Genomic DNA, 21,289 nt, shown 5'->3' on the forward strand with positions numbered 1-21,289 from the left:
CCGGTACTTCGGCAGGTCGCCTTCGAGCAGTCGGGTGGTGGTGAGGCGGCCCGCGCCCTCGAAGCCGATGAGGCCCTCGCCCTTGCCGGAGCCGGCGAGCACCGCACCGGCGGCGGCGAGGTCGACGGCCCCGCCCCCCGTGTAGACCTCGGCGACGGGCCCGGACGCGACCCGGGTGGACAGGACGACGAGCACCCCCTGGGAGACGGCCTCACGGACCGCCTCGGCCATCTCGGGCGTGGCGTTGCCGGCCCCCGTCCCGACGAGGACGACCCCGCGGGCCCCGGCGCCGACGGCCGCGTTCAGGAACAGCGGATCGGCGTCGGAGTGGTGCATGACGATGTCGACCCGAGGCACGCCCCGCTCGACGTCGGGCATGGGCAGCGGCGCCGGCCGGACCGGCTCACGCTCGATGTCGACCTGCCCGAACCCGAGCCGTCCCACCCGCTCGCCCGACGGATCGGCGAAGGGATCGGAGGCGAGCGTCTTGGTCTTGACGGTCCCTCGGGCGGCGTGCACCAGCCCGTCGAAGACGACCAGCACACCCAGACCACGCACGGTGGCGGCGACCTGAAGCGCGTCGTACAGATTCCCGGGCCCGTCCCCGTCCCCCGTACCGAAGGGCCGCTGGGCCCCGGTGAAGACGACGGGCCGGGGATCGGAGTGATGCAGGTCCAGGAAGAAGGCCGACTCCTCAAGGGTGTCGGTCCCGTGGGTGACGACGACACCGTCGACACCGGGATCGGCAAGGGTCTCGTGAACGGCCCGCAGCAGCCCGAGCTGCCGCTCGGTCGTCATCCGGGAGCTGTTGACGTTGAAGAGATCGAGAACTTCGACCTCCACCGCGTCGGGCACGGCCGCGGTGGCCACGACGTCGTCACCGGAGGCGTCGGCGGCGTAGCCGCTGCCCGTCCAGCGGCTCGCGATGGTGCCACCGGTGCTGATCACCACGATGCGTCGCGGCCTGGCGTCGCGCGTCCACTTCATGCCCTTACGCCCCTTTCCTCAAAAAATCCCCCGCAAGGATAGGCCAAACAACACGCAAGACGATTGCGATTTCTCCCTGGAATCATGAACTCCGTGGCGAATAATTGCGCCATGGACAGAATCGATCTCCAGATCTTGCGTGAACTCCAGCAGGATGGCCGCCTGAGCAACCAGGAGCTGGCCCAGCGCATCGGCCTCAGCCCCTCCCCCTGCATGCGCCGGGTCCGCCAGCTGGAACAGGACGGCGTGATCCAGGGCTACCGGGCGATCATCGACCCGGCGGCCGTCGGCCGCGGCTTCGAGGTCCTCGTCTCGGTCGAGGTGAGGCGCGACCGGGAGACGGTCGAGGCCTTCGAGGAGGCCCTCCAGGACATCCCCGACGTCATCGAGGCCTACCGCCTCTTCGGCAGCCCCGGCTGCCTGCTGCGGATCGCGGTCGCGGACCTCGCCGCGTACGAGCGCCTCTGGATCGAACGGCTGACGACCCTGGCGGGGGTCACCGAGGTCAACTCCCAGATCATCATGAAACGGGTCAAGGAGCCCCGAGGCCTCCCGGTCGAGCGCTGAAACCGTTCGACTTCGACGCGGACGGCGCCGGGCCGCACCCCAGGCCCGCACCGGTGGCCACCCACCCGTAACCGCGATGTCACTCCGGCTTGCGAGGCTCCCCGCGTCCGGAAGAGTTGTCTGTACAACATGGAGCCGCGCTCATGCCCACCCTCGCGTCCGCACCGCCGTTCTGGCTGCGCGACAACTGCCCCTGCACCGACTGCCGGGACCCGCGCAACGGCCAGAAGCTGTTCCAGATCACCGACCTGCCCGCCGGGCTCACGGCGGCCACCGTCCGCGAGGCCCGTACGGCGGACGGATCGCCCGCGCGGGAGGTCGTCTGGGCCCCCGACGGCCACCGCTCCGTCTACCCCGAGGCCTGGCTCGACGCCCACCTCCCGGGCGACCGCACCGCCCCCGGCGACGGCCGTACCGAGGACGACAAGGAGCTGTGGGACGCGGCGGGGCTCGCGGGACGGTTCCCCGAGGCGGACTGGTCCGCGTACACCACGGATCCCGCCGTCACCGCCGCCGCGCTGGAGAACGTGATGCGCTTCGGCTTCGTCCTGCTGCGCGGCGTTCCCGCCCGCGACCGCCAGGTCCTCGACGTCGCGCGGACCTTCGGGTTCGTCCGCGAGACGAACTACGGTGAGCTGTTCGAGGTGCGCGTCGAGGCCGACCCCAACAACCTGGCCTTCACCGGCGCCCGCATCACCCCGCACACGGACAACCCCTATCGCGACCCGGTCCCGACCCTCCAGCTGCTGCACTGCCTGGCCAACGCGGCCCGGGGAGGCGACTCCGGGCTCGTCGACGGGTTCCACGCCGCCGCGCTGCTGCGGGCGGAGGACCCGGAGGCGTACGAGGTCCTCACCCGGGTACCGGTTCCGTTCGCGTTCGCCGACGCCCACACCTCGCTGGTCGCCCACCGGCCGCTCATCGGCACCGATCCGGGCGGCCGGATCCGGGAGATCCGCTTCAACAACCGCTCCATCGGCACCCTGCGCCGGCCCGCCGAGGAGCTCGACGCGTTCTACGCCGCGTACCGCGCCTTCGGCGAGCTGCTGCTGCGCGGCGAGCTCCAGGTGGAGTTCCGGCTCGCTCCCGGCGACTGCCTGATCTTCGACAACACCAGGCTGCTGCACGCCCGTACGGCCTTCGCCGAATCGGGCGACCGCCACCTCCAGGGCGCCTACGCCGACATCGACGGACTCGCGTCCACCCTCGCCGTGCTCCGCGGGAAGGAAGCCACCGCATGACCAGCGCCACGCACCCCGTCGAGACCCTGGCCCGGCTGTTCGAGGGCGAGGGCAGTGCCGAGTATCTCGGGGAGGCCGTCACGCAGGCCCAGCACATGCTCCAGGCCGGCGCCCTCGCCCAGGCGGCGGGCGCCCCGCCGCACCTCGTGGCGGCGGCGCTGCTGCACGACGTGGGCCACTTCCACGGCGCGGTCACCGGCCGCGACCTGATGGAGAACGGGACCGACAACCGGCACAGCCACACCGGGGCCGACTGGCTCGGCCAGTGGTTCGGACCCGAGGTGACCGAGCCCGTGCGGCTGCACGTCGCGGCGAAGCGCTACCTCTGCGCCGTCGAACCCGGCTACTTCGACCTGCTCTCCGAGGCCTCGGTCCACACCCTCCGCGTCCAGGGCGGCCCCATGACCGAGGAGCAGGCGCGCGCCTTCGAGGCCCACCCGGGCGCGCGGGACGCCGTCGCCGTACGCCGCTGGGACGAGCGGGCGAAGGACCCGGAGCTGCCGACGCCGGACTTCTCCCACTTCCGCCCGCTGCTGGAAGGACTGCTGCGCGCCGAAGGGGTGCCGACGCGCTGAGCCGCCGGGCGCCGGTGCGGCGGCTCAGCGGCTGAGCCGCCGCCCCAGCGCCGAGGTCGCCGTCGAGCTCCGCACGGTGAACGCGACCGTCCCCGGCAGGTAGCGGTCCTGGGACCACTCGACCGGCGATCCCGCCGGATCGGTCGAGAGCCGCCGCTCCCGCAGCAGCGCCTCACCGACCTCGCAGCCGAGGAGCTCGGCGTCGTGCTCGTCCGCCCTGGCGAGGTCGATGGTGTGCTGGGCGTCGGCGAAGAGCACCCCGTGGAGCTCCAGTTGCTCGGAGTGCGAGATCGTGTCCAGCGGCGTCCCGGCGACCAGCTCACCGATCCGCTCCGGGTACGAGGTCCGCTCCACCATCACCGGTGCTCCGGAGAGCGTCCGCAGCCGCAGCACCCGGTAGACGAACGCGCCGGGCTCCAGCCGGAGGCGCTCCGTCTCCTCCTCGTCCGCCGCCGCCCGGTCCAGCGCGACCACCCGGCCGCCCGGCTCCTCCCCCAGGGACCGCGCCCAGCGGGTGAAGCTCCGCAACTCGCCGAAGCCGTGCAGGCGGGGAGCGCCCAGCACCACGCGCCGGGTACCACGCCGGGAGGTGACAAGCCCGTCGGCCCGCAGCGAGCCGAGCGCCTGACGCACCGTACCCCTGGACACCCCGTAGCGGCGCCCGAGTTCGTCCTCCGTGGGCAGCTTCGCCCCGGAGCCGTACTCCCCCGCCGCGATGGCGGCACGCAGATCCGCGGCGACCTTCAGATACAGGGCTGTCCTCGGACGTGGCTCACTCACCCGCCCACCTTGTCATGCTTCGCCGGGCAGTTCGACCCCGCTCTGGTGGGCGACGAGTTCACGGTCCTGACGGACTCTCCCGTTGGCGCAGGCGACGGTCAGCTCACGCGTGCCCGCGGCGGGCCCTGATGGGTCGCCACCCCCGCGGTGTCCGAGAACCAGTGGTTGCCGCCGCCGAGCACCCACACGGACACGTTGTTCACGCCGAGGCCGCGGACCAGCGCCAACTTGCTGTCCAGGGCCTGCTGGTCGACGTAGTCGTAGAAGGTGTCGCCGACGCGCCAGCGGATCTCGCCGGACTCGGGGTCGCGCCGGGACTCGATCACCTTCGGGTCGGTGGAGAAGCCGGGCGCCTTGCGCATATCGGCGTAGGTGAGGTTGCCGACGATGTTCTGGCACCGCCCGGTGGCGGTGTACGCCTCCGAGGGGAGGCCCGCGACGAAGCGGTGGCGCTGGTCCTGCGGGATCTCGGCGAGGGCGCCCTCGATCAGGTCGGTGGCCCACTGGTAAGGCGCGAACGCGATGCAGGTGTCCCCGACCGGCGACTGGTACTGCAGGTCGTAGGCCATCATGACCACTTCGTCGGCCCCGGCGGCGAGCACGTCGCCGTAGTGGAACGCGGTGTCGATGTCCGGCGGGCCCTCGACCTGGAGGCGGAGACCCTTCGCGTGCAGGCCGGCGGCGAGCTCGCGGACGAACGTCATGAAGTTGGCGTGGTCGGTCGCCGACCAGTCCCAGTAGTTCTCGAAGTCGACGTCGACGCCGGTGAATCCGATGTTCTTGGCGAAGGTCGACAGGGTGTCGACGGCGGCTGCCCGCTTGGTCCTGCTGGAGGTGAGCCTGCGCTCGCTGGCCAGGTCGGCGAGGGAGACGGTCACGTACTGCTGGGCCGACCACGCCTTGACGTCGTTGGCGTTGGCCGTGCTGTAGCCGTTGCAGGCGTAGTCGCGGCGGGACGCGTCCATCCGGAAGGCGTCGCCCTTGGCGTTGATGCCGTAGTACTCGGGCTTGAGCGCACCCTGCTTGACCCGGCCGTCGTGGTACTCGGCCTTCGCCGAACAGGTGGTGCTGCCGGCCGGGCCGGGGTAGAGCCATTCCTGGTAGAAGACCCCGGCGGGGGCGGCGGCCCGCGGGCCGGGTGTGCCCAGCCGGATGTCGGTGGTGCCCGACGCCATGGCCTGGGGAACCACGACGACGGCGCCGAGGGCGATTCCGGCCATGACGCGGCGAACGGTGAGAAGTGACATGCGCCCTCCTGGGCGTCTGGGGGGGGGAGCCACGTCCGGGGACGCGGCTCACGGAGGGGGGGTCAGCCCTTCGAGAAGTACGGGTCGGTGGTCACCGTGTCGGCGCCGGGGATGGTGGCCGTGGCGTCCCACAGTCCCCCTTGCCGGCGATCGGAGAGTTTCAGCCGGGTCGTGATCCGGTAGCGGTCACCGCGGTAGACCGCCCGGGTGTACTCCACGATCCGTCCCGAGGTGTCCTCGGTGGTCCGCTCCAGCAGGAGTGCCGGGAAGTACAGCGGCACTCCGAGCAGGTCCGATTCCTCCTCGTCGGTGACGGTGGGTTCGATGCTCTGGACGGCCTCGTCGACCTCGATCCCGTACCGGGCCACGAGCAACTGGTAAAACGAGTGGTTCTCCAGGTCGCGCGCGGTCAGTCCGGGCACGAGCTCGTCGGGGACGTGCACCGTGTCGATGGAGATGGGCTCCCCGTCGGCGAGGCGCAGCCGGGTGACGCAGACGACCTGGGCCGCCGGGGCCAGCCGCATGCGTCGGCCGAGCCTGGCGCCGGCGTCGAACCGGACCAGGTCCAGGGTTCTGCTGGTCCAGACACCGTCCACGTGTCCGGGGGATTCGCCCAGTTCCTGGGCGATCTTCGGCTCGGCGACGAACATGCCGCTGCCGTGCCGGCGGACGAGCAGGCCGTCCCGTACGAGTCCGTCCACCGCCGCCCGTACGGTCGGGCGTGACACCCCGAGCTCCTCGCAGAGCTGACGCTCCGAAGGCACCGGAGAGCCGGGCGGCAACGACTCGATCAGATCGAGGAGATGCTCCCTGATCTGCTGCCGCTTGGGCGAACGATCCACACTGGTCACCTAACCACTTCCCGCGCATTTCCTTTGAAGCCGTTGACTGCGCCGCCAGCGTGGCGCAAACTCGCCGCACTGGTCAAGCAGTTGGACAACTGGTTCACTCGCAAAACTAACCACTTCGTCTCTGCTCGGTGCCGGCCTGTCCCCCATCGCCTTGGAGATCACCATCATGCATCGCCCCCTGCGCGCCGCGGCGACGGCGCTCGTCCTGGCCACGGCGCTCGTCACGAGCCTGACCTCCTGCACCTCCACCGCCGGCTCCTCGGGGCCGGACAAGGGCGCTTCCGAAGCCGACACCACGCCTGTCACGCTCACCTTCTGGCACGCCTTCAAGGACGATCGCGAGGTCGACGCCGTCGCCTCGGTCCTCGACGCCTTCCACCGGAAGTACCCGTACATCACCGTGAACGCGGTCAAGGGACAGGACGACAGCAAGATCAACCAGTCGCTGCGGGGCGGCACCGCGCCCGACGTCGCCGCCTCCTTCAACGCGGGCAACGTCGGCGGCTGGTGCTCCTCCGGCGGTTTCCAGGACCTGACGCCGTACATCACCCTCGACAAGCTGGACCTGGGACGGATCCCGAAGGCGGTACGGGCGTACACCGAGTTCGACGGCAAGCGGTGCACCATGCCCTGGCTGGCCGACGCCTTCGGCCTGTACTACAACAAGAAGCTGTTCGCCGAGGCGGGCATCACCTCCCCGCCGAAGACCATGACCGAACTCGCCGAGGCCACCAAGCGGCTCACCAGGTTCAAGGCCGACAAGTCGATCGACGTCGCCGGTTTCATGCCCTTCATGGGCGGCTACGAGATGCTTCCCGAGCATCTCGTGCCCAGCTTCGGCGGCACCTGGCTGCGGCCCGACGGCACGTCCAACACCGCCGCGGACCCCGCCTTCACCGCCGCGCTGACCTGGCAGAAGGACCTCGTCGACTGGTTCGGCGCCGAGAAGCTGAAGAGGTTCAAGGACAGCCTCCCCGACGAGTTCTCCGCCGAGAACGCCTTCCACACCGGCAAGATCGCCATGATGGTCGACGGCGAATGGCGCAACGCCTTCCTCAAGAACGACAAGGCGGCCGTCGACTACGCCACCGCCCCCATGCCGGTCGCGGACGACAAGCCCGAGCTGTACGGCTCCGGATTCGTCGGCGGCAACGTCATCGGCATCCCGCGCGGCGGCAAGCACCCGGGCGCGGCCTGGAAGCTGGTCAGGTTCCTCACCACCGACCCCGACGCACTCGCGATCATGTCGAACGTCACCGGCAACATCCCGACCACGCTGGACGCGTTGGACTCGCCCAAGCTGACCCTGGCGGGCGACCCGAACATGAAGGTCTTCTACGACATCTTCAAGCACCCGAAGACCTCCTCCACCCCGTCCAGCGCCGACGGCGCCGCGTACCTCACCAACTCCCTGCCGTTCGCGGAGAAGTGGCAGCTCGGCCAGGTGCCGGACCTCAAGGCCGGGCTCGCCGAACTCGACCGGCAGAACGACTCCTCCCTCGGACTCGGACGGTGACCGACGTGGCCACGGTGCCGCTGACCCGCCGCCGGCTGCGCGTCCTCGGGTTCCTGTCGCCCTGGCTCGTCGGCTTCGCGGTCTTCCTGCTCTATCCGCTGGTCACGACGGTCTATCTGTCGTTCACCAACGCCGATCTGCTCCAGCCCGCCGAATGGGTCGGCACGCGGAACTACGTCCATATGTTCACCGAGGACCCGTACGTCGGCAGGTCGGCCCTCAACACCCTCTGGATGATCGCCGTCATGGTGCCCGCCCAGGTGCTCTTCGCCCTCGGGGTCGCCATGGTCCTGGTCCGGCTGAAGTCCGGCGCGGGCTTCTACCGGACGCTGTTCTACCTGCCGTCGCTCGCCCCGCCGGTCGCCGCCACCGTCGCCTTCGTCTTCCTGTTCAACCCGGGCACCGGACCGGTGAACACCCTGCTCGACGCGCTCGGCATCCAAGGGCCCGACTGGTTCAACTCGCCCGCCTGGTCCAAGCCCGCCCTCACCCTGCTCTCCCTCTGGGGCATCGGCAACGTCATGGTGATCTTCCTGGCGGCGCTGCTCGACGTACCGGCCGAGCTGTACGAGGCCGCGGCCCTCGACGGCGCGGGGCCCTGGCACCGGTTCCGTCACGTCACCCTCCCCGCCATCTCCCCGGTACTGCTCTTCTCCGCGGTCACCGGCGTCATCGGCGCCCTGCAGTACTTCACCCAGGCGATGGTCGCCGCCGAGGCCGCCGGCGGCATCCACTCCGGCGCCGACCCGGGCTACCCGGAGGGCTCCACCCTCACCGTGCCGCAGTGGATCTACCGCACCGGCTTCACCCAGTTCCACATGGGCTACGCCTGCGCCCTCGCCGTCGTGCTGTTCGTGGTGTCCATGACCGTCACCGTGGTGCTGCTGCGCCGCTCGTCCGGCTTCCAGCCCCAGGAGGGCACATGACACTCACCGCCCGCCTGCCGCACTCCGCCCGCCGGGCCGCCCGCACCAGGGCCGTCACCCGCGGACGCCTGGTCTGGATCGCCGACCACTGCGTCGCGATCACCCTCGCGATCCTCTTCCTGGCGCCGCTGGTCTTCGTCGTCCTCACCTCGCTCATGACCGACCAGCAGGCCAACACCACCGACCTGTGGCCCCGCGACTGGCAGTGGTCGAACTTCTCCACCGTGCTCTCGGAAGCACCGATGGTCACCTGGTTCCGCAACACCCTGGTGTACGCGGTGGTCAGCACCGTGCTCGTGGTCTGCTCCAGCCTGCCCGTCGCGTACGCCCTGGCCAGATTCCGCTTCCGCGGCGCCAACCTGTCCTTCCTGGCCGTCCTCACCATGATGATGCTGCCGCCCCAGGTGCTGATCGTCCCGCTCTACATCCTGTGGGCCAACCTCGGGCTCACCGGCACCCTCTGGCCGCTGGTCGTCCCCTGCCTCTTCGGCGACGCCTTCGCGATCTTCCTGCTCCGGCAGTTCCTGCTCACCATCCCGCAGTCCTACCTCGACGCCGCCCGCGTCGACGGCTGCGGCGAGGTGCGGCTGCTGCTGCGGGTCGTGGTGCCGATGATCCGCCCCGCCCTCTCCGCCGTCGCCCTGTTCCAGTTCTTCGCGGCCTGGAACGACTACTTCGGCCCGCTGATCTACACCGGCGAGGTCCCCGGCCACTGGACCCTCGCGATCGGCCTCGCGTCCTTCAAGTCCGTGCACGCCGTCCACTGGAACCTCACCATGGCCGCGACCCTGCTCGCCATGGCACCCGTGATCGTCGTCTTCTTCTTCGCCCAGAAGTCCTTCATCGAGGGCGTCACACTGACAGGAGTCAAAGGTTGAAACTGGCCATCGTCGGCGGTGGGTCGACCTACACCCCCGAGCTCGTGGACGGATTCGCCCGGCTGCGCGACACACTGCCGCTGGACGAACTCGTCCTGATCGACCCCGACGCCGAACGGCTCCGGCTCGTCGGCGACTTCGGAAAGCGCATCCTCGCCCGGCAGGGCCACCCCGCCCGGCTCACCGTCACCGCCGACCTCGACGCCGGGGTCGAAGGCGCCTCCGCCGTGCTGCTCCAGCTCCGCGTCGGCGGGCAGGCCGCCCGGCACACCGACGAGACCATCCCGCTCGACTGCGGCTGTGTCGGCCAGGAGACCACCGGAGCGGGCGGCTTCGCCAAGGCCCTGCGTACCGTACCGACCGTGCTCGACATCGCCGAACGCGTCGCCCGGCACGCCCCCGACGCCTGGCTCGTCGACTTCACCAATCCGGTCGGCATCGTCACCCGCGCCCTCCTCGACGCCGGACACAAGGCCGTCGGCCTGTGCAACGTGGCCCGAGGTCTCCAGCACACCATCGGCGACTGGTACGGCGTCGACGCCGACCGCGTCCACCTCGACCACATCGGCCTCAACCACCTCACCTGGGTGCGCCGGGCCGTCGTCGAGGGCGTCGACCTGCTGCCCGAGATCCTCGACAAGCACGGCGAGGCCCTCGCCCGCCGCTGCCGGCTCCCCGTCGACATGCTCCGCCGCCTCGGCGTCGCCCCCTCCTACTACCTCACCTACTACTACGGCCACGACGAGGTCCTCGCCGAACAGCGCGGAGCCGAGTCACGCGCCCACGCCGTCGCCGCGATCGAGCGCGAGCTCCTGGAGATGTACGCCGACCCCGCCCTCGACACCAAGCCCGCCCTGCTCGAACAGCGCGGCGGCGCCTACTACTCCGAGGCCGCCGTCAACCTCATCGCGGGGCTCCTGGAATGCCGCGGCGCCCTCCAGGACGTGCCGCAGATCGTCAACGTACGCAACAACGGCGTTCTGCCGTTCCTGCCGGACTCGGCCGTCATCGAGGCCCCCGCCGCCGTGAACGCCCGGGGCGCCACCGCACTGCCCGCCGCTCCGCTTGACCCGCTCTACGCCGGCCTCGTCGCGCACGTCTCGGCCTACGAGGAACTCGCCCTCCAGGCCGCCCTGCACGGCGGCCTCGACCGCGTCGAACAGGCGCTGCTCGCCCACCCGTTGATCGGCCAGGCGACCACCGCCCGCACGTTGGCGGCCGACCTCGTCGCCGCCAACCGGCAGTACCTCCCGTGGGCCCGCGGATGAGCACCGAACGGGACCTGTACGGGTGGGCCGACGCCTGCCTGCTCCCCGGGTTCACCGGGTACACCGCGCCGGACTGGGTACGCCGCCGCGTCGCCGAGGGCCTCGGCGGCGTGGCCCTCTACCACGACAACGTCGCCGACACCGCGCAACTCTCCAAGCTCACCGGCGAGTTGCGCGCAGAGCGGGCCGACGTGCTGATCGCGATCGACGAGGAGGGCGGCGACGTCACCCGCCTGGAGATCGCCCGCGGCAGCTCCTGGCCCGGCAACCACGCCCTCGGCCGGGCCGACGACACCGAGCTGACCCGGCAGGTCGCCGCCGGGATCGGCCGCACCCTCGCCGAGACCGGGGTGAGCCTCGACTTCGGCCCGGTCGCCGACGTCAACACCACCGCGGACAACCCCGTCATCGGTGTCCGCTCCTTCGGCTCCGACCCGGAGCGCGTGGCCGCGCACACCGCCGCGTACGTCGACGGCCTCCAGTCGACCGGCGTCGCCGCCTGCGCCAAGCACTTCCCCGGACACGGCGGCACCGTGGTCGACTCCCACCACGACCTGCCCGTCGTCCACGACGCCGAGTCGGTCTTCGAGAGCACGGCGTTCCCGCCGTTCCGGGCCGCCATCGAGGCCGGTGTGCGGTCGGTGATGACCGCGCACATCACCGTCCCGGCCTTCGACACCGTGCCCGCCACCCTCAGCGCGCCGATCCTCACGGGGCTGCTCCGCCGACGCCTCGGCTACACCGGAGTGGTGATCACCGACTCCCTCGAAATGGAGGCCGTCAGCAGGACCTTCGGCATCACCGAAGGCGGGGTACGCGCCGTCATCGCGGGCGCCGACCTGCTCTGCACCGGCACGCGCGACGGCGAGCAACGCGTCCATGCCCTGCGCGAGGCCCTGGTCGCCGCCGTCCGCGACGGCCGCCTGCCCGAACAGCGCCTCGCCGAGGCCGCTGAGCGCGTACGTGCGCTCAGCGGCTGGACCGGGCGGGGTGGCGGGCGGGGGGCCGGCACGGGCGCTGGCCGGGGCGCCGAGCGGGGCACCGCCCAGGGGGCCGACCCGGGCGCCGGCACGGACGGCGGCCGGGGGTCCGGCCAGGGCGCCGCCCGGGGCGCCGAGACGCCCCTCGGCCTCGTCGCCGCCCGGCGCGCCCTGCACGCCGTCGGCATCACCCCGCTCACCGCCCCGCCCCTCGTCGTCGAACTCGGCGAGGAACCCAACCCGGCCGTCGGCCGCACCAGCTGGGGCCTCGGCCGTACGCTCCAGGAGGCGCTGCCCACCACCACCGTCCGCAGCTACCACGGTCCCGACGACCGCCCGCTCGACGAGCTGCGGCACACCGGCCCCGGCACCCCGCTGGTCGTCACCGTCCGCGACCGGCACCGCCACCCGTGGATCGCGGCCGCGGTCGCCGAGCTGGTCGCCGCGCGGCCCGACACCGTCCTCGTCGAGATGGGCCTGCCGTACGGAACCCCGCCCGCCCGCCACTACATCCACACCCACGGGGCGGCCCGGGTCTGCGCACAGGCCGCCGCCGAGCTTCTGCTCGGCCGGGAGCTCGGCTGACCCCCGCCGGGCGGGGCGGCACCCGCCGCCCCGCCCGGACCGCCCTCACGGCCGCCGGGGCGTGCGGCCTCCCTCTCCGAGCGCGTCGACGACGGCGCGGTCCAGCACCGCGGAGGCGTGCGTCACCGTGCCCGCGCTGCCGCGGGCGGAGTCCCTGGTCAGCCGGGACCGTTCGCCGAGGAAGGCCAGGCGGGACCTGTCGAAGATCCACTCGGTGCGTTCGCCCGCGCCCTTGTCCTCGCGTGCGACCGCGAGCCCGGGCCGTCCCGCCGCGTCGACGGCGTCGGCGACCTCGACGACGCCGGGGATCCGCGCGGCGGCCTGGTAGAGCGCAGCCGCCGTCTCGGGCGGCAGCACGGTCTCCTGGAGCAGCCCGCCGATGGTGAGGAACAGGGTCTGGGCCTCCTCCTGGCCCTCCACCGGCCGGAGCTCCGACTCCAGGCGCCGCAACAGGGCTTCGGGGTCGGTGGGCAGCGCCGCCAGCCACTGGTAGGTGGGCCGTTCCATCCCCGCCGGCCGACCGGGATGCGCGGCGGGGTCGGCCCCGTCGGGTACCCCCTCGACGATCGGCCAGTCCTTCCCGTACTCCCGGATCAGCCCCTGCTCGCGGGTCGGTCCGGAGACCTGCGTCGTCCAGACCTCCCGCTCGTGGGGCGCGCCCAGCTTCACGGGACCGCCGAAGGCGCCCTCGTTGGGCGTCTGCACCGACCGGACGTAGACGAACTGGTCCTCCCGCACCGTCAGGGCGCCGGAGGTGGCGGCCACGGTGGCGATCCGGTTCAGGAGCACGCTCGCGCGGGGCTCCTGCCCGGCCTGGGCGCGCGCCGGGGTGCGCGGGCCCGCGTCCGTCGCGGTGAGGGTGACGCCGAGGGCTCCGGCCAGCGCGAGCGCGGTGACGGGCAGCGCGACGGCCGGCCGGAGAAACCGGCGGGCCCCTCCCGAACGTGCGCGATCCCGGTCGTGGTCGCGAGCGTGGTCACGAGCGAGGTCGCGGTCGATCTCCTGCATGAGTACGTCCTTGTAGTGCCGGTGACGGCCCGGTCGCAGGTCCCGGTCCGCCGGGGCGGGCAGCAGGACGGCCAGCTCTTCGCGCTCGGCGTCCGGTGAGCCGTGGCCAGTGGTGTTCATCGGGCTTCCTCCTGGATGGGCCAGGCCGCGAACGCGGCCGCACTCTCTACCTCTCCGCGGCCGGAGCGCGGTTCCACGCGCTCCGCGGCGGCTCGTTCGTCGACGAGCCGCCGCAGCCGTTCCCGTGCCCGCGAGAGGCGCGACCGTACGGTCCCGACGGCGATCCCCAGCGCCTCGGCGGCCTCGGCGTAACTCAGCCCCGACCACACGCACAGGGCCAGCACCTCACGCTCCGGGCGGCGCAGCCGCGACAGCGCGTGCTGCATCGCGGCCAGCGTCCGCGCGTCGTCGAGGCGCCCCACCGCCTCGTCGGCGAAGTCCGCGACCTGCTCCGGCGCGGGACGGCGGGCGAGGAACGCCGTGCGCCGCCGCAGAGCGCGGTTGGCGTTGTGCGCCTTGTTCGTGGCGATGCCGAACAGCCACGGGCCGAGCGGACCGCCGTCCGGTTGCACCGTCGCACGCGTCCGCCAGGCCGTGAGGAAGACCTCGGACATGACCTCCTCGGCCGTGGACCAGTCGCCGGTCATCCGCAGAGCGTGGTTGTAGACGGCCCGCGCGTACGTCTCGTAGAGCTCGGCGAAGGCCTCGCGGTCGCCCGCCCTGATCCGTGCCCGCATGTGCGGCCCTCCTGTGTCGCCAGTAGTTCACATCTCCTGTCTCTCCGCGGGTGTCAGGGGGTTCCTGTGCTCTGTGTCACCCGCCGGGGCTGCTGTGAGGGGGGAGTCAGCGGAGCCAGCCGCCGGTGAGTTCCTGGACGGCGGCCCCGTCGAGGTCGGCCAGCTTGGTCCCGGCGAAGTCGCGCGCCCATTCGGTGGTCTGGATACGGAACGGCGGCTGCTCGGCGTCGAGCGCGGCGACGATCGGGGCGGCCGCCTCGGCCGGGGACTGCGCGACGGCGAAGGACTTCTGGGTGCGCTCGACGTAGGCGCGCAGCGCCGGGGCGTACGGGCCGGCCGCCGACAGCAGGGCGGGGATGTCGATGCGCTGGCTGGCGACGAACTCGCTGGCCACCGCGCCCGGTTCGACGACGCTGACGTGCACGCCGACCGTGGCGGCGACGGGGGCGAGCGACTCCATGAAGCCCTCGACGGCGAACTTGGCGGCGCAGTAGGCCTCGTTGAAGGGCTGCCCGACCACGCCGCCGACGCTGGTGACGGTGATGACGCGCCCCTTGGAGGCGCGCAGGTGCGGGAGGGCCGCGCGGGTCACCTCGACGACCCCGAAGTAGTTCACCTCCATGGCGGCCCGTACCGGGGCCATGCCGTCCTGTTCGACGGTGCCGACGACTCCGGACCCGGCGTTGTTGACCACCGCGTCGAGCCGCCCGTGCTGGGCGACCACCGCGTCCAGGCACTCCGCGACGGAGGCAGGGTCGGTGACGTCCAGGCGCTCGACCTGGACGAGCGGACCGACGCCCGCGGCCTGCGCCGCCTCGGTGAGCGCGCCGGCCCGCCCGGTGTCGCGCATCGTGGCGACGACTCGCCACCCGGCGCGGGCGGCGGCGACAGCGGCGGCGAGGCCGATGCCCGAGGAGGTGCCGGTGATCAGAACGGTCTTCGAGGAAGCCATGGTGGCTCGCTTTCCAGGTGGTCGAGGGGCCGTGACGCCAGAGAAGGTGTGTGTGCACGCACACTGTATGCGTGATTCGTGTGTACGCGCACACAAACACGGTAGGCTCCGCGACATGGCCCGCAAGCGCACCGATCTGACCCTGGGAGAACTCCCGGCCCGCGACCACGCCTTCTACGGACTGGTGTGGGCGGGCGCCACGCTCAGCGCGCGAGTCGACCAGGCCCTGACCCGGGCGCACGGCCTCCCCCTGTCCTGGTTCGAGGTGATGCTCTGGCTGCACGGCCAGGACGAGCCGGTCGCCGCCTCCGACCTGGGCGCCAAGACCCTGCTCAGCCGCAGCCAGGTCTCCCGCGTGGTCGACGCGCTCCAGGCCCGCGGCCTGGTCGCCCGCGCCACCTCGCCGACCGACGCCCGCTCCGTACGCATCGCCCTCACCGATACGGGCCGCACGGCGTTCGCCGAGGCCGACGCCACCCGCCGAGCCGCCCTCGCCGAGGCCTTCGACGACCGCCTGGACGACACCGACATCCAGGCCCTCGAAACGGTGTGGGCCAAGCTCAAGTCGTAGGGGAGATCCGGCGGGTCGAGGCGTTCCGCACGGGGGCCCGTCGATCCGGGAACGGGTGGTTGCCGACAACTCCTCCGAAGTCGGCACCTGTTCACGAAAAATATGGGCGCCGACGGGTGACATCAGGCCACGCCGTCGATCACCATGGACACCTCAAGGCAGTCAACGCGCGTAGCGCCACGAGCCGACACCTACCGGGGTGCCCACGCGCGACGGAACACGCCACCCTCACTCCCCGAGAAAGGCACCCCCCATGTCCGTTGCGCCCCTTGGCAGATGGAAGGTGTGGGCAGCGCTGTCCGCCGCCCTCGTCGGCCTCACGCTCCCCACGCTCGCGGCGACCCCGGCGAGCGCCACGACCACCGCGTACGACGCCACGTACTACAAGAACGCGGTCGGCAAGACCGGCACGAGCCTGAAGTCCTCGCTGCACACCATCATCAGCAGCCAGAGCAAGATCTCGTACGACGCGGTCTGGAACGCGCTGAAGGTCACGGACCAGGACCCGAACAACACCGCCAACGTGATCCTGCTCTACAGCGGCACCTCGCGCAGCAAGACCCTCAACGGCGGCGCCGTGGGCAACTGGAACCGCGAGCACGTGTGGGCCCAGTCGCACGGCAACTTCGGCACCTCGGCCGGTCCCGGCACCGACCTGCACCACCTGCGCGCGGCGGACGTCCAGGTCAACAGCATCCGCGGCAACAAGGACTTCGACAACGGCGGCAGCGCCGTCAGCGGCGCCCCCGGCAGCTACACGGACAGCGACTCCTTCGAGCCGCGCGACGCGGACAAGGGCGACGTGGCCCGCATGATCCTCTACATGGCCGTCCGCTACGAGGGCGACGACGCGTGGGCCGACCTGGAGCCCAACGAGTCGACCGCCAACGGCAGCGTCCCCTTCATGGGCCGCCTGTCCGTCCTGAAGCAGTGGAACGAGCAGGACCCGCCGAGCGCCTTCGAGGAGCGGCGCAACGACGTCATCTACAACAGCTACCAGGGCAACCGGAACCCGTTCGTCGACCACCCGGAGTGGGTCGAGGCGATCTGGTAACCACGCACACGCCGGGAGGCGCTCCTCCCGGCGGCGTCACGCGTTCGGCCGCCCGCGCTGGCGGTCCGGCGCCGCGCCTCGCAGGCTGGGAGGGCCCGTCCCGTCTGCGAGGAGTCGGCCGATGGCCTCGACCGCGTACCGTTACGACGATCTCAGCGCGCTCTTCATCAACTGCACCCTCAAACGCTCCCCCGAGGTGAGCAACACCGAGGGGCTGATCGAGCGCAGCCGCCAGGTGATGACGGGGCAGGGCGTGACGACCACGCTCGTGCGGGCGGTCGATCACGACATCGCCACCGGTGTGTGGCCGGACATGACCGAGCACGGGTGGGCGTCGGACGCCTGGCCCGCGCTGTACGAGCAGGTGATGGCCGCCGACATCCTGGTGCTGTGCGGGCCGATCTGGCTCGGTGACAACAGCTCGGTGATGAAGCGGGTGATCGAGCGGCTCTACGGCTGTTCCGGGCTGCTCAACAGCGAGGGCCAGTACGCGTACTACGGGCGCGTCGGCGGCTGTCTCGTCACCGGCAACGAGGACGGCGTCAAGCACTGCGCCATGAACGTCCTCTACAGCCTCCAGCACCTCGGCTACACGGTCCCGCCGCAGGCCGACGCGGGCTGGATCGGGGAGGCCGGGCCCGGGCCCTCGTACCTGGATCCCGGCTCGGGCGGTCCGGAGAACGACTTCACCAACCGCAACACCTCGTTCATGGCCTGGAACCTGATGCACCTGGCCGCCCTCATCAAGCGGTCCGGCGGGATCCCGGCGCACGGCAACCAGCGCTCCGCCTGGGACGCGGGCTGCCGGTCCGACTTCGCCAATCCCGAGCACCGCTGACGGTCCTCACCCCGCGAACAGCAGGCGTACCGCCACTTCGCGGTAGTGGCGCACGTGGTGCAGGGCGTGGTCGGCCGCCGCGTCCGCGTCCGCCGCGGCGATGGCCTCGTACAGGAGGCGGTGCTCCTCCCACAGCGGCCCCGGGTCGTCCACCTGCTGGAACAGCCAGCGCAGCCGCCCCTCCAGGGACTCCAGGGCGGTCATGAGCAGGTCGTTGCGGGACATGCGCACGATCTGGGTGTGGAAGGCGGCGTTGGCGCGCGACAGGAGCTCGGGGCCGCCGGAGTCGGTCGCGGTGCGGGCCCGCGCGAGCAGCCTGGCGAGCGTGTCGAGCTCGGTGGGGGTCCGGCGTTCGGCGGCCCGCCGCACGGCCAGGACCTCCAGGGCCTCGCGCATGTCGAAGAGGTTCTCGACGTCCTGCCGGGTCATCTCGCGGACCACGATCCGGCGCTGCGAGACGGTCTGGAGGAAGCCCTCGCCGATGAGGATGCGGATCGCCTCCCGTACGGGGACCCGCGAGACGCCGAAGTCCTCGGCCACATCCCGCTCGACGAGCCGGTCGCCCGGCTTGAGCCGGCCCGTGATGATGCGGTCGCGCAGCCCCTCGCACACCTGGTCGCGGAGCCAGCCGCCCTCGGGCGCGGTGCCTCCCACGACACCCTGCCGCGACACTCCCGCACCCGCGCCTACCCCCGCGTCTGCCCCCGCGCCCGCCCCTACGGCCGCGCCCGTGCCCGCCCTTGACCCTGTCCCGGTCACATGTCCTCCCGGTGTTCAGCCCTTACCGTATGCCACCCGGACCGCCCTCCGATGATCCATTTGACGTGCACACAGAAGACACTTAGCTTCGCCTTACCTAAGTTACATGTTCATGCCCCCCCACCAGCCGAAAGACTCCCCCCATGCCAAGACCCCTGCCGCGCCCGCCCCGTACCAGCGACACGGCGACGGCGCACGCGGCAGCGCGGCACGAGCTCACCCCCGGCTGGCTGCTCGCCGCCCTCGGCGTGCTCGCCACCGCCGCCCTCGCCGCCTCCCTCTGGACCGCCGGACACGTGCGGGCGGACCTCACCCTGCTGACCACGGCCAGGTTCCTGCACGTGGCGAGCCTCGTCGTGGGGCTCGGCGCGGTGCTCGCGGTCGACTGGTTCGCGGTGCTGTGGCTGACCGGCCGGCGCCCGCTCGCCGGGGTCCTCGACACGGCCTGCGCGCTCCAGACCCCGATCTGGGCCGGGCTCGGCGGCCTCACCGTCACGGGCCTCTTCCTCCGCCCCGACCTCGGCTCGCCGCTCACCCTGGTCAAGCTGGGCCTGGTGCTCGCCGTCACCCTCAACGGCCTGTACGCACACCGCCTCGGCCAGCTCCTGGAACGGTTCCGGACCCACGGCGGGGTGCCGCGCCGCCTGCTCGTCCGCTCGGGCGTCGCCGCGACCGTCAGTCAGGCGGGCTGGTGGGGAGCGACGTTCATCGGCTTCCTCAACAGCCAGTCCTGAAGCGTCCGCCACGGACCCGGGCCCCCGCCGTGACCCCCTTCGACCGGTCCTGACCCCCTTTCACCGGCCCCGGCCCGGCCCGGTTTTGGATTGCCGGACGATCATCCATACGATCCTGCGATGATCACGAGAAAACGGCTGGCGACCGGGGCCTGCGGCGCGCTGCTCGCCGCCCTGGCCGTCGGGCTCCTCCCGACGAGCGCCGCCGCCGACGACGGTCCGGCGGCCACGGACTCCCCCAAGGAATCCCCCAAGGTCGAGCTGGTGCTCGACGTCAGCGGCTCGATGCGGGCGCGCGACATCGACGGCCAGTCCCGCATGGCCGCCGCGAAGCAGGCCTTCAACGAGGTCCTCGACGCCGTCCCCGAGGAGGTGAGTCTCGGCATCCGCACCCTCGGCGCCGACTACCCGGGCCAGGACCGCAAGCGCGGCTGCAAGGACACCCGCCAGCTCTACCCGGTCGGCCCGCTGGACCGCACCGAGGCCAAGACCGCGGTCGCCACCCTCGCCCCCACCGGGTGGACGCCCATCGGTCCGGCCCTGCTGGGCGCCGCCGAGGACCTCAAGGGCGGCGAGGCCACCAAGCGGATCGTGCTCATCACCGACGGCGAGGACACCTGCGCCCCGCTCGACCCGTGCGTGGTCGCCCGGGACATCGCCGCCAAGGGCATCCACCTGGTCATCGACACCCTGGGCCTGGTCCCCGACGCCAAGACCCGCCGTCAGCTGATGTGCATCGCCGAGGCCACCGGCGGCACCTACACCTCCGTGCACCGCACCGAGGAGCTCTCCGGCCGCGTACGGCAGCTGGTCGACCGCGCGGCCGACCCGGTCGTCACCCCGGTCGCCACCCAGGGCGCCGAACGCTGCGCCGACGCCCCGGTGCTCAAGCCGGGCCTGTACACCGACCGGCAGGTCATCGGCCGGCACCGCTGGTACCGCGTGGACGTCCTCCCCGGCGAGGAACTGCGCGCCTCGGTGAGCGTCTCGGCCGACCGGGCCGTCAACGCCGACTACGGCGTGCTGCTCCGGGCCGTCACCGTACACGGACGCGAGATGGTCCGCGGCACCGAGGCGGGCGACGGGCGCACCGACGTCATCTCGACCGGCCTGCGCTACCCGAAGGCCGACCTCGAAGAGAGCTTCGGCGACGGCGACGCCAAGCCGGTCGCCGAGACCGTCTGCCTCCAGGTCAGCAACTCCTTCTCCGCTCCCCCGTCCGTCAAGACCACCCCGGGCATGCCGGTCGAACTCGCCATCGACCTCGTCGACGGACCCGGCTCGGCCTCCGACGTGGCCTCGTTCGGCCTCGGCCGCGGCTGGTGGCTGCTCGGCGCGCTGGCGCTCGCCGGCTTCCTCGGCGGTCTGCTCTGGGGCTGGCTGTCCCGTTGGCGCCTCGCGGTCTGGAGGACCCACTGATGCCGATCGTCCCGCGCACCCTCGGCCGGCTGACGGCGGGCCTCGCGCTCGCCGGCGCCGCCCTGCTCGGCCCGGCCGCCCCGGCCGGGCTCGCCGACACGGCCACGCCCAGCCCCAGCGCCTCGGCGACGGACGCCGGGCCCACCGAGGCCGGCACCTCCTTCCGTACCGCGGCCTTCTTCCGGCAGGGCCAGCAGGCCACGGCGCAGGCGTCCACGGGTGACTACCTGTACTGGGTGTTCCCCGCCGACACCGGCCAGCGCCCGACCGTCTCCGCGACGGTCACCCTGCCCGACACGGCCGTGCGGCACGGCTCCTCCGCCTGGCGGATCGACGTGTACGACGGGCTGCGCAGGCGCCAGCCGTGCATGTACGGGATGCAGAGCCGCCTCGCGGCCAAGGAGACGCCCACGGTCGAGCTGACCTGCGTGCTGCGTCCCGTCCGGGCCGCCGCCGACACCTGGTCGAACGACCCGCTGCCCGGCAGCTACTTCGTCCGCCTCACGGTGACCGGGCTCCCCGAGGAGGACCTGGGCCAGCCGTTCTCGGCGCGGCTGACGGCGACCTCGCTCGACAAGGGCGGGGCTTACGCGGCCGACGGCTCACTCGCCGTGCCGCTCGTCCCGGGGGCGAGCACGCCGGAGACGGTCGAGGCCCGCGCGCCCGAGGGCGGCTGGTCCTCGGGCTTGTGGTCCGACCGCTGGATATGGACGGCTGCGGGTGGCGTGCTCGCCGCCCTCGCGGGGATCGGCGGCTACGTCCTGACCCGCGGCTCGGGCCGCCCGAGCCGGGTCCCGCCGACCGCCTGACGGTCCG

Annotated in this window: 22 protein-coding genes; 14 read left to right on the forward strand and 8 right to left on the reverse strand. The window is 72.1% G+C overall.

Annotated features, from left to right (window positions below; translation table 11 throughout):
* A partial coding sequence (locus ABTZ54_RS32260; RefSeq protein ID WP_351670177.1) for an asparaginase domain-containing protein occupies window positions 1-987 on the reverse strand: 987 nt, incomplete at its 3' end.
* 111 nt (window positions 988-1,098) lie between these two features.
* Between ABTZ54_RS32260 and ABTZ54_RS32265 the strand changes: the two genes are divergently transcribed.
* The 3 genes from ABTZ54_RS32265 (at window position 1,099) to ABTZ54_RS32275 (ending at window position 3,370) form a co-directional block, all read left to right on the forward strand.
* A complete protein-coding gene (locus ABTZ54_RS32265) occupies window positions 1,099-1,554 on the forward strand; it encodes an Lrp/AsnC family transcriptional regulator (RefSeq protein ID WP_351670180.1) in 456 nt (151 codons plus the stop codon).
* A gap of 143 nt (window positions 1,555-1,697) precedes the next feature.
* The gene (gene tmpA / locus ABTZ54_RS32270) at window positions 1,698-2,795 is read left to right on the forward strand and encodes a 2-trimethylaminoethylphosphonate dioxygenase (protein WP_351670183.1); all 1,098 of its coding nucleotides are present in this window, start codon (window positions 1,698-1,700) and stop codon (window positions 2,793-2,795) included.
* A complete protein-coding gene (locus ABTZ54_RS32275; protein WP_351670186.1) occupies window positions 2,792-3,370 on the forward strand; it encodes a phosphonate degradation HD-domain oxygenase in 579 nt (192 codons plus the stop codon). Before tmpA ends, ABTZ54_RS32275 begins: the two co-directional genes overlap by 4 nt.
* Before the next feature lie 24 nt (window positions 3,371-3,394).
* Here the strand turns inward: ABTZ54_RS32275 and ABTZ54_RS32280 are convergent, their stop codons facing one another.
* The 3 genes from ABTZ54_RS32280 to ABTZ54_RS32290 all read right to left on the reverse strand — a co-directional run bounded on the left by ABTZ54_RS32280 (window position 3,395) and on the right by ABTZ54_RS32290 (window position 6,248).
* Entirely contained in the window at window positions 3,395-4,150 is a 756-nt protein-coding gene (locus ABTZ54_RS32280) for a GntR family transcriptional regulator (protein WP_351670189.1), read from the reverse strand.
* Between the two features lie 98 nt (window positions 4,151-4,248).
* Window positions 4,249-5,397 (reverse strand): glycosyl hydrolase family 18 protein, encoded by a 1,149-nt coding sequence (locus tag ABTZ54_RS32285; protein ID WP_351670192.1) that lies wholly within the window; start codon window positions 5,395-5,397, stop codon window positions 4,249-4,251.
* A 62-nt stretch (window positions 5,398-5,459) separates the two neighbouring features.
* Complete coding sequence (locus ABTZ54_RS32290; RefSeq protein WP_351670195.1) at window positions 5,460-6,248, reverse strand: GntR family transcriptional regulator; 789 nt, start codon at window positions 6,246-6,248, stop codon at window positions 5,460-5,462.
* Between the two features lie 166 nt (window positions 6,249-6,414).
* Here ABTZ54_RS32290 and ABTZ54_RS32295 point away from each other — a divergent pair, with 166 nt between their 5' ends.
* Genes ABTZ54_RS32295 through ABTZ54_RS32315 form a run of 5 tightly spaced genes read left to right on the forward strand, consistent with a single transcriptional unit; the run spans window position 6,415 to window position 12,401 of the window.
* Window positions 6,415-7,764 (forward strand): ABC transporter substrate-binding protein, encoded by a 1,350-nt coding sequence (locus ABTZ54_RS32295; protein ID WP_351670198.1) that lies wholly within the window; start codon window positions 6,415-6,417, stop codon window positions 7,762-7,764.
* Window positions 7,761-8,690 carry a carbohydrate ABC transporter permease gene (locus ABTZ54_RS32300; RefSeq protein WP_502997353.1) on the forward strand — a complete coding sequence of 310 codons (930 nt, stop codon included), beginning with the start codon at window positions 7,761-7,763 and terminating at the stop codon, window positions 8,688-8,690. The genes ABTZ54_RS32295 and ABTZ54_RS32300 overlap by 4 nt, the downstream gene beginning before the upstream one ends.
* The gene (locus ABTZ54_RS32305) at window positions 8,687-9,568 is read left to right on the forward strand and encodes a carbohydrate ABC transporter permease (protein WP_351670204.1); all 882 of its coding nucleotides are present in this window, start codon (window positions 8,687-8,689) and stop codon (window positions 9,566-9,568) included. The genes ABTZ54_RS32300 and ABTZ54_RS32305 overlap by 4 nt, the downstream gene beginning before the upstream one ends.
* A complete protein-coding gene (locus ABTZ54_RS32310) occupies window positions 9,565-10,836 on the forward strand; it encodes a 6-phospho-beta-glucosidase (RefSeq protein ID WP_351670207.1) in 1,272 nt (423 codons plus the stop codon). Before ABTZ54_RS32305 ends, ABTZ54_RS32310 begins: the two co-directional genes overlap by 4 nt.
* On the forward strand, window positions 10,833-12,401 hold the full coding sequence (locus tag ABTZ54_RS32315) for a glycoside hydrolase family 3 protein (RefSeq protein ID WP_351670210.1): 1,569 nt from the start codon (window positions 10,833-10,835) through the stop codon (window positions 12,399-12,401). The genes ABTZ54_RS32310 and ABTZ54_RS32315 overlap by 4 nt, the downstream gene beginning before the upstream one ends.
* A gap of 45 nt (window positions 12,402-12,446) precedes the next feature.
* Here the strand turns inward: ABTZ54_RS32315 and ABTZ54_RS32320 are convergent, their stop codons facing one another.
* From ABTZ54_RS32320 to ABTZ54_RS32330, 3 genes are all read right to left on the reverse strand, one after another.
* Window positions 12,447-13,529 carry a CU044_5270 family protein gene (locus tag ABTZ54_RS32320; protein ID WP_351670213.1) on the reverse strand — a complete coding sequence of 361 codons (1,083 nt, stop codon included), beginning with the start codon at window positions 13,527-13,529 and terminating at the stop codon, window positions 12,447-12,449.
* A complete protein-coding gene (locus tag ABTZ54_RS32325) occupies window positions 13,526-14,146 on the reverse strand; it encodes an RNA polymerase sigma factor (RefSeq protein ID WP_351670216.1) in 621 nt (206 codons plus the stop codon). The genes ABTZ54_RS32320 and ABTZ54_RS32325 overlap by 4 nt, the downstream gene beginning before the upstream one ends.
* Window positions 14,147-14,252: 106 nt before the next feature.
* Window positions 14,253-15,098 carry an SDR family NAD(P)-dependent oxidoreductase gene (locus ABTZ54_RS32330; protein ID WP_351670219.1) on the reverse strand — a complete coding sequence of 282 codons (846 nt, stop codon included), beginning with the start codon at window positions 15,096-15,098 and terminating at the stop codon, window positions 14,253-14,255.
* 115 nt (window positions 15,099-15,213) lie between these two features.
* On the opposite strand from ABTZ54_RS32330, the gene ABTZ54_RS32335 reads away from it, so the two are divergent.
* The 3 genes from ABTZ54_RS32335 to ABTZ54_RS32345 all read left to right on the forward strand — a co-directional run bounded on the left by ABTZ54_RS32335 (window position 15,214) and on the right by ABTZ54_RS32345 (window position 17,561).
* Complete coding sequence (locus tag ABTZ54_RS32335; RefSeq protein ID WP_351670222.1) at window positions 15,214-15,669, forward strand: MarR family winged helix-turn-helix transcriptional regulator; 456 nt, start codon at window positions 15,214-15,216, stop codon at window positions 15,667-15,669.
* Between the two features lie 253 nt (window positions 15,670-15,922).
* Window positions 15,923-16,723, forward strand: a complete 801-nt coding sequence (locus ABTZ54_RS32340; RefSeq protein WP_351670225.1) for an endonuclease I family protein — start codon at window positions 15,923-15,925, stop codon at window positions 16,721-16,723.
* 121 nt (window positions 16,724-16,844) lie between these two features.
* Window positions 16,845-17,561, forward strand: a complete 717-nt coding sequence (locus ABTZ54_RS32345; RefSeq protein WP_351670228.1) for a flavodoxin family protein — start codon at window positions 16,845-16,847, stop codon at window positions 17,559-17,561.
* 6 nt (window positions 17,562-17,567) lie between these two features.
* Here ABTZ54_RS32345 and ABTZ54_RS32350 read toward each other — a convergent pair whose 3' ends face one another.
* Window positions 17,568-18,215 (reverse strand): GntR family transcriptional regulator, encoded by a 648-nt coding sequence (locus ABTZ54_RS32350; RefSeq protein WP_351670231.1) that lies wholly within the window; start codon window positions 18,213-18,215, stop codon window positions 17,568-17,570.
* A gap of 248 nt (window positions 18,216-18,463) precedes the next feature.
* On the opposite strand from ABTZ54_RS32350, the gene ABTZ54_RS32355 reads away from it, so the two are divergent.
* From ABTZ54_RS32355 to ABTZ54_RS32365, 3 genes are all read left to right on the forward strand, one after another.
* Window positions 18,464-19,054, forward strand: a complete 591-nt coding sequence (locus tag ABTZ54_RS32355) for a hypothetical protein (RefSeq protein WP_351670234.1) — start codon at window positions 18,464-18,466, stop codon at window positions 19,052-19,054.
* Between the two features lie 120 nt (window positions 19,055-19,174).
* Window positions 19,175-20,473 (forward strand): VWA domain-containing protein, encoded by a 1,299-nt coding sequence (locus tag ABTZ54_RS32360; protein WP_351670237.1) that lies wholly within the window; start codon window positions 19,175-19,177, stop codon window positions 20,471-20,473.
* The gene (locus ABTZ54_RS32365) at window positions 20,473-21,282 is read left to right on the forward strand and encodes a hypothetical protein (protein ID WP_351670240.1); all 810 of its coding nucleotides are present in this window, start codon (window positions 20,473-20,475) and stop codon (window positions 21,280-21,282) included. The genes ABTZ54_RS32360 and ABTZ54_RS32365 overlap by 1 nt, the downstream gene beginning before the upstream one ends.
* Window positions 21,283-21,289 lie beyond the last annotated feature (7 nt).

The organism is Streptomyces sp. NPDC094032 (assembly GCF_040303965.1).
Lineage (GTDB): Bacteria > Actinomycetota > Actinomycetes > Streptomycetales > Streptomycetaceae > Streptomyces.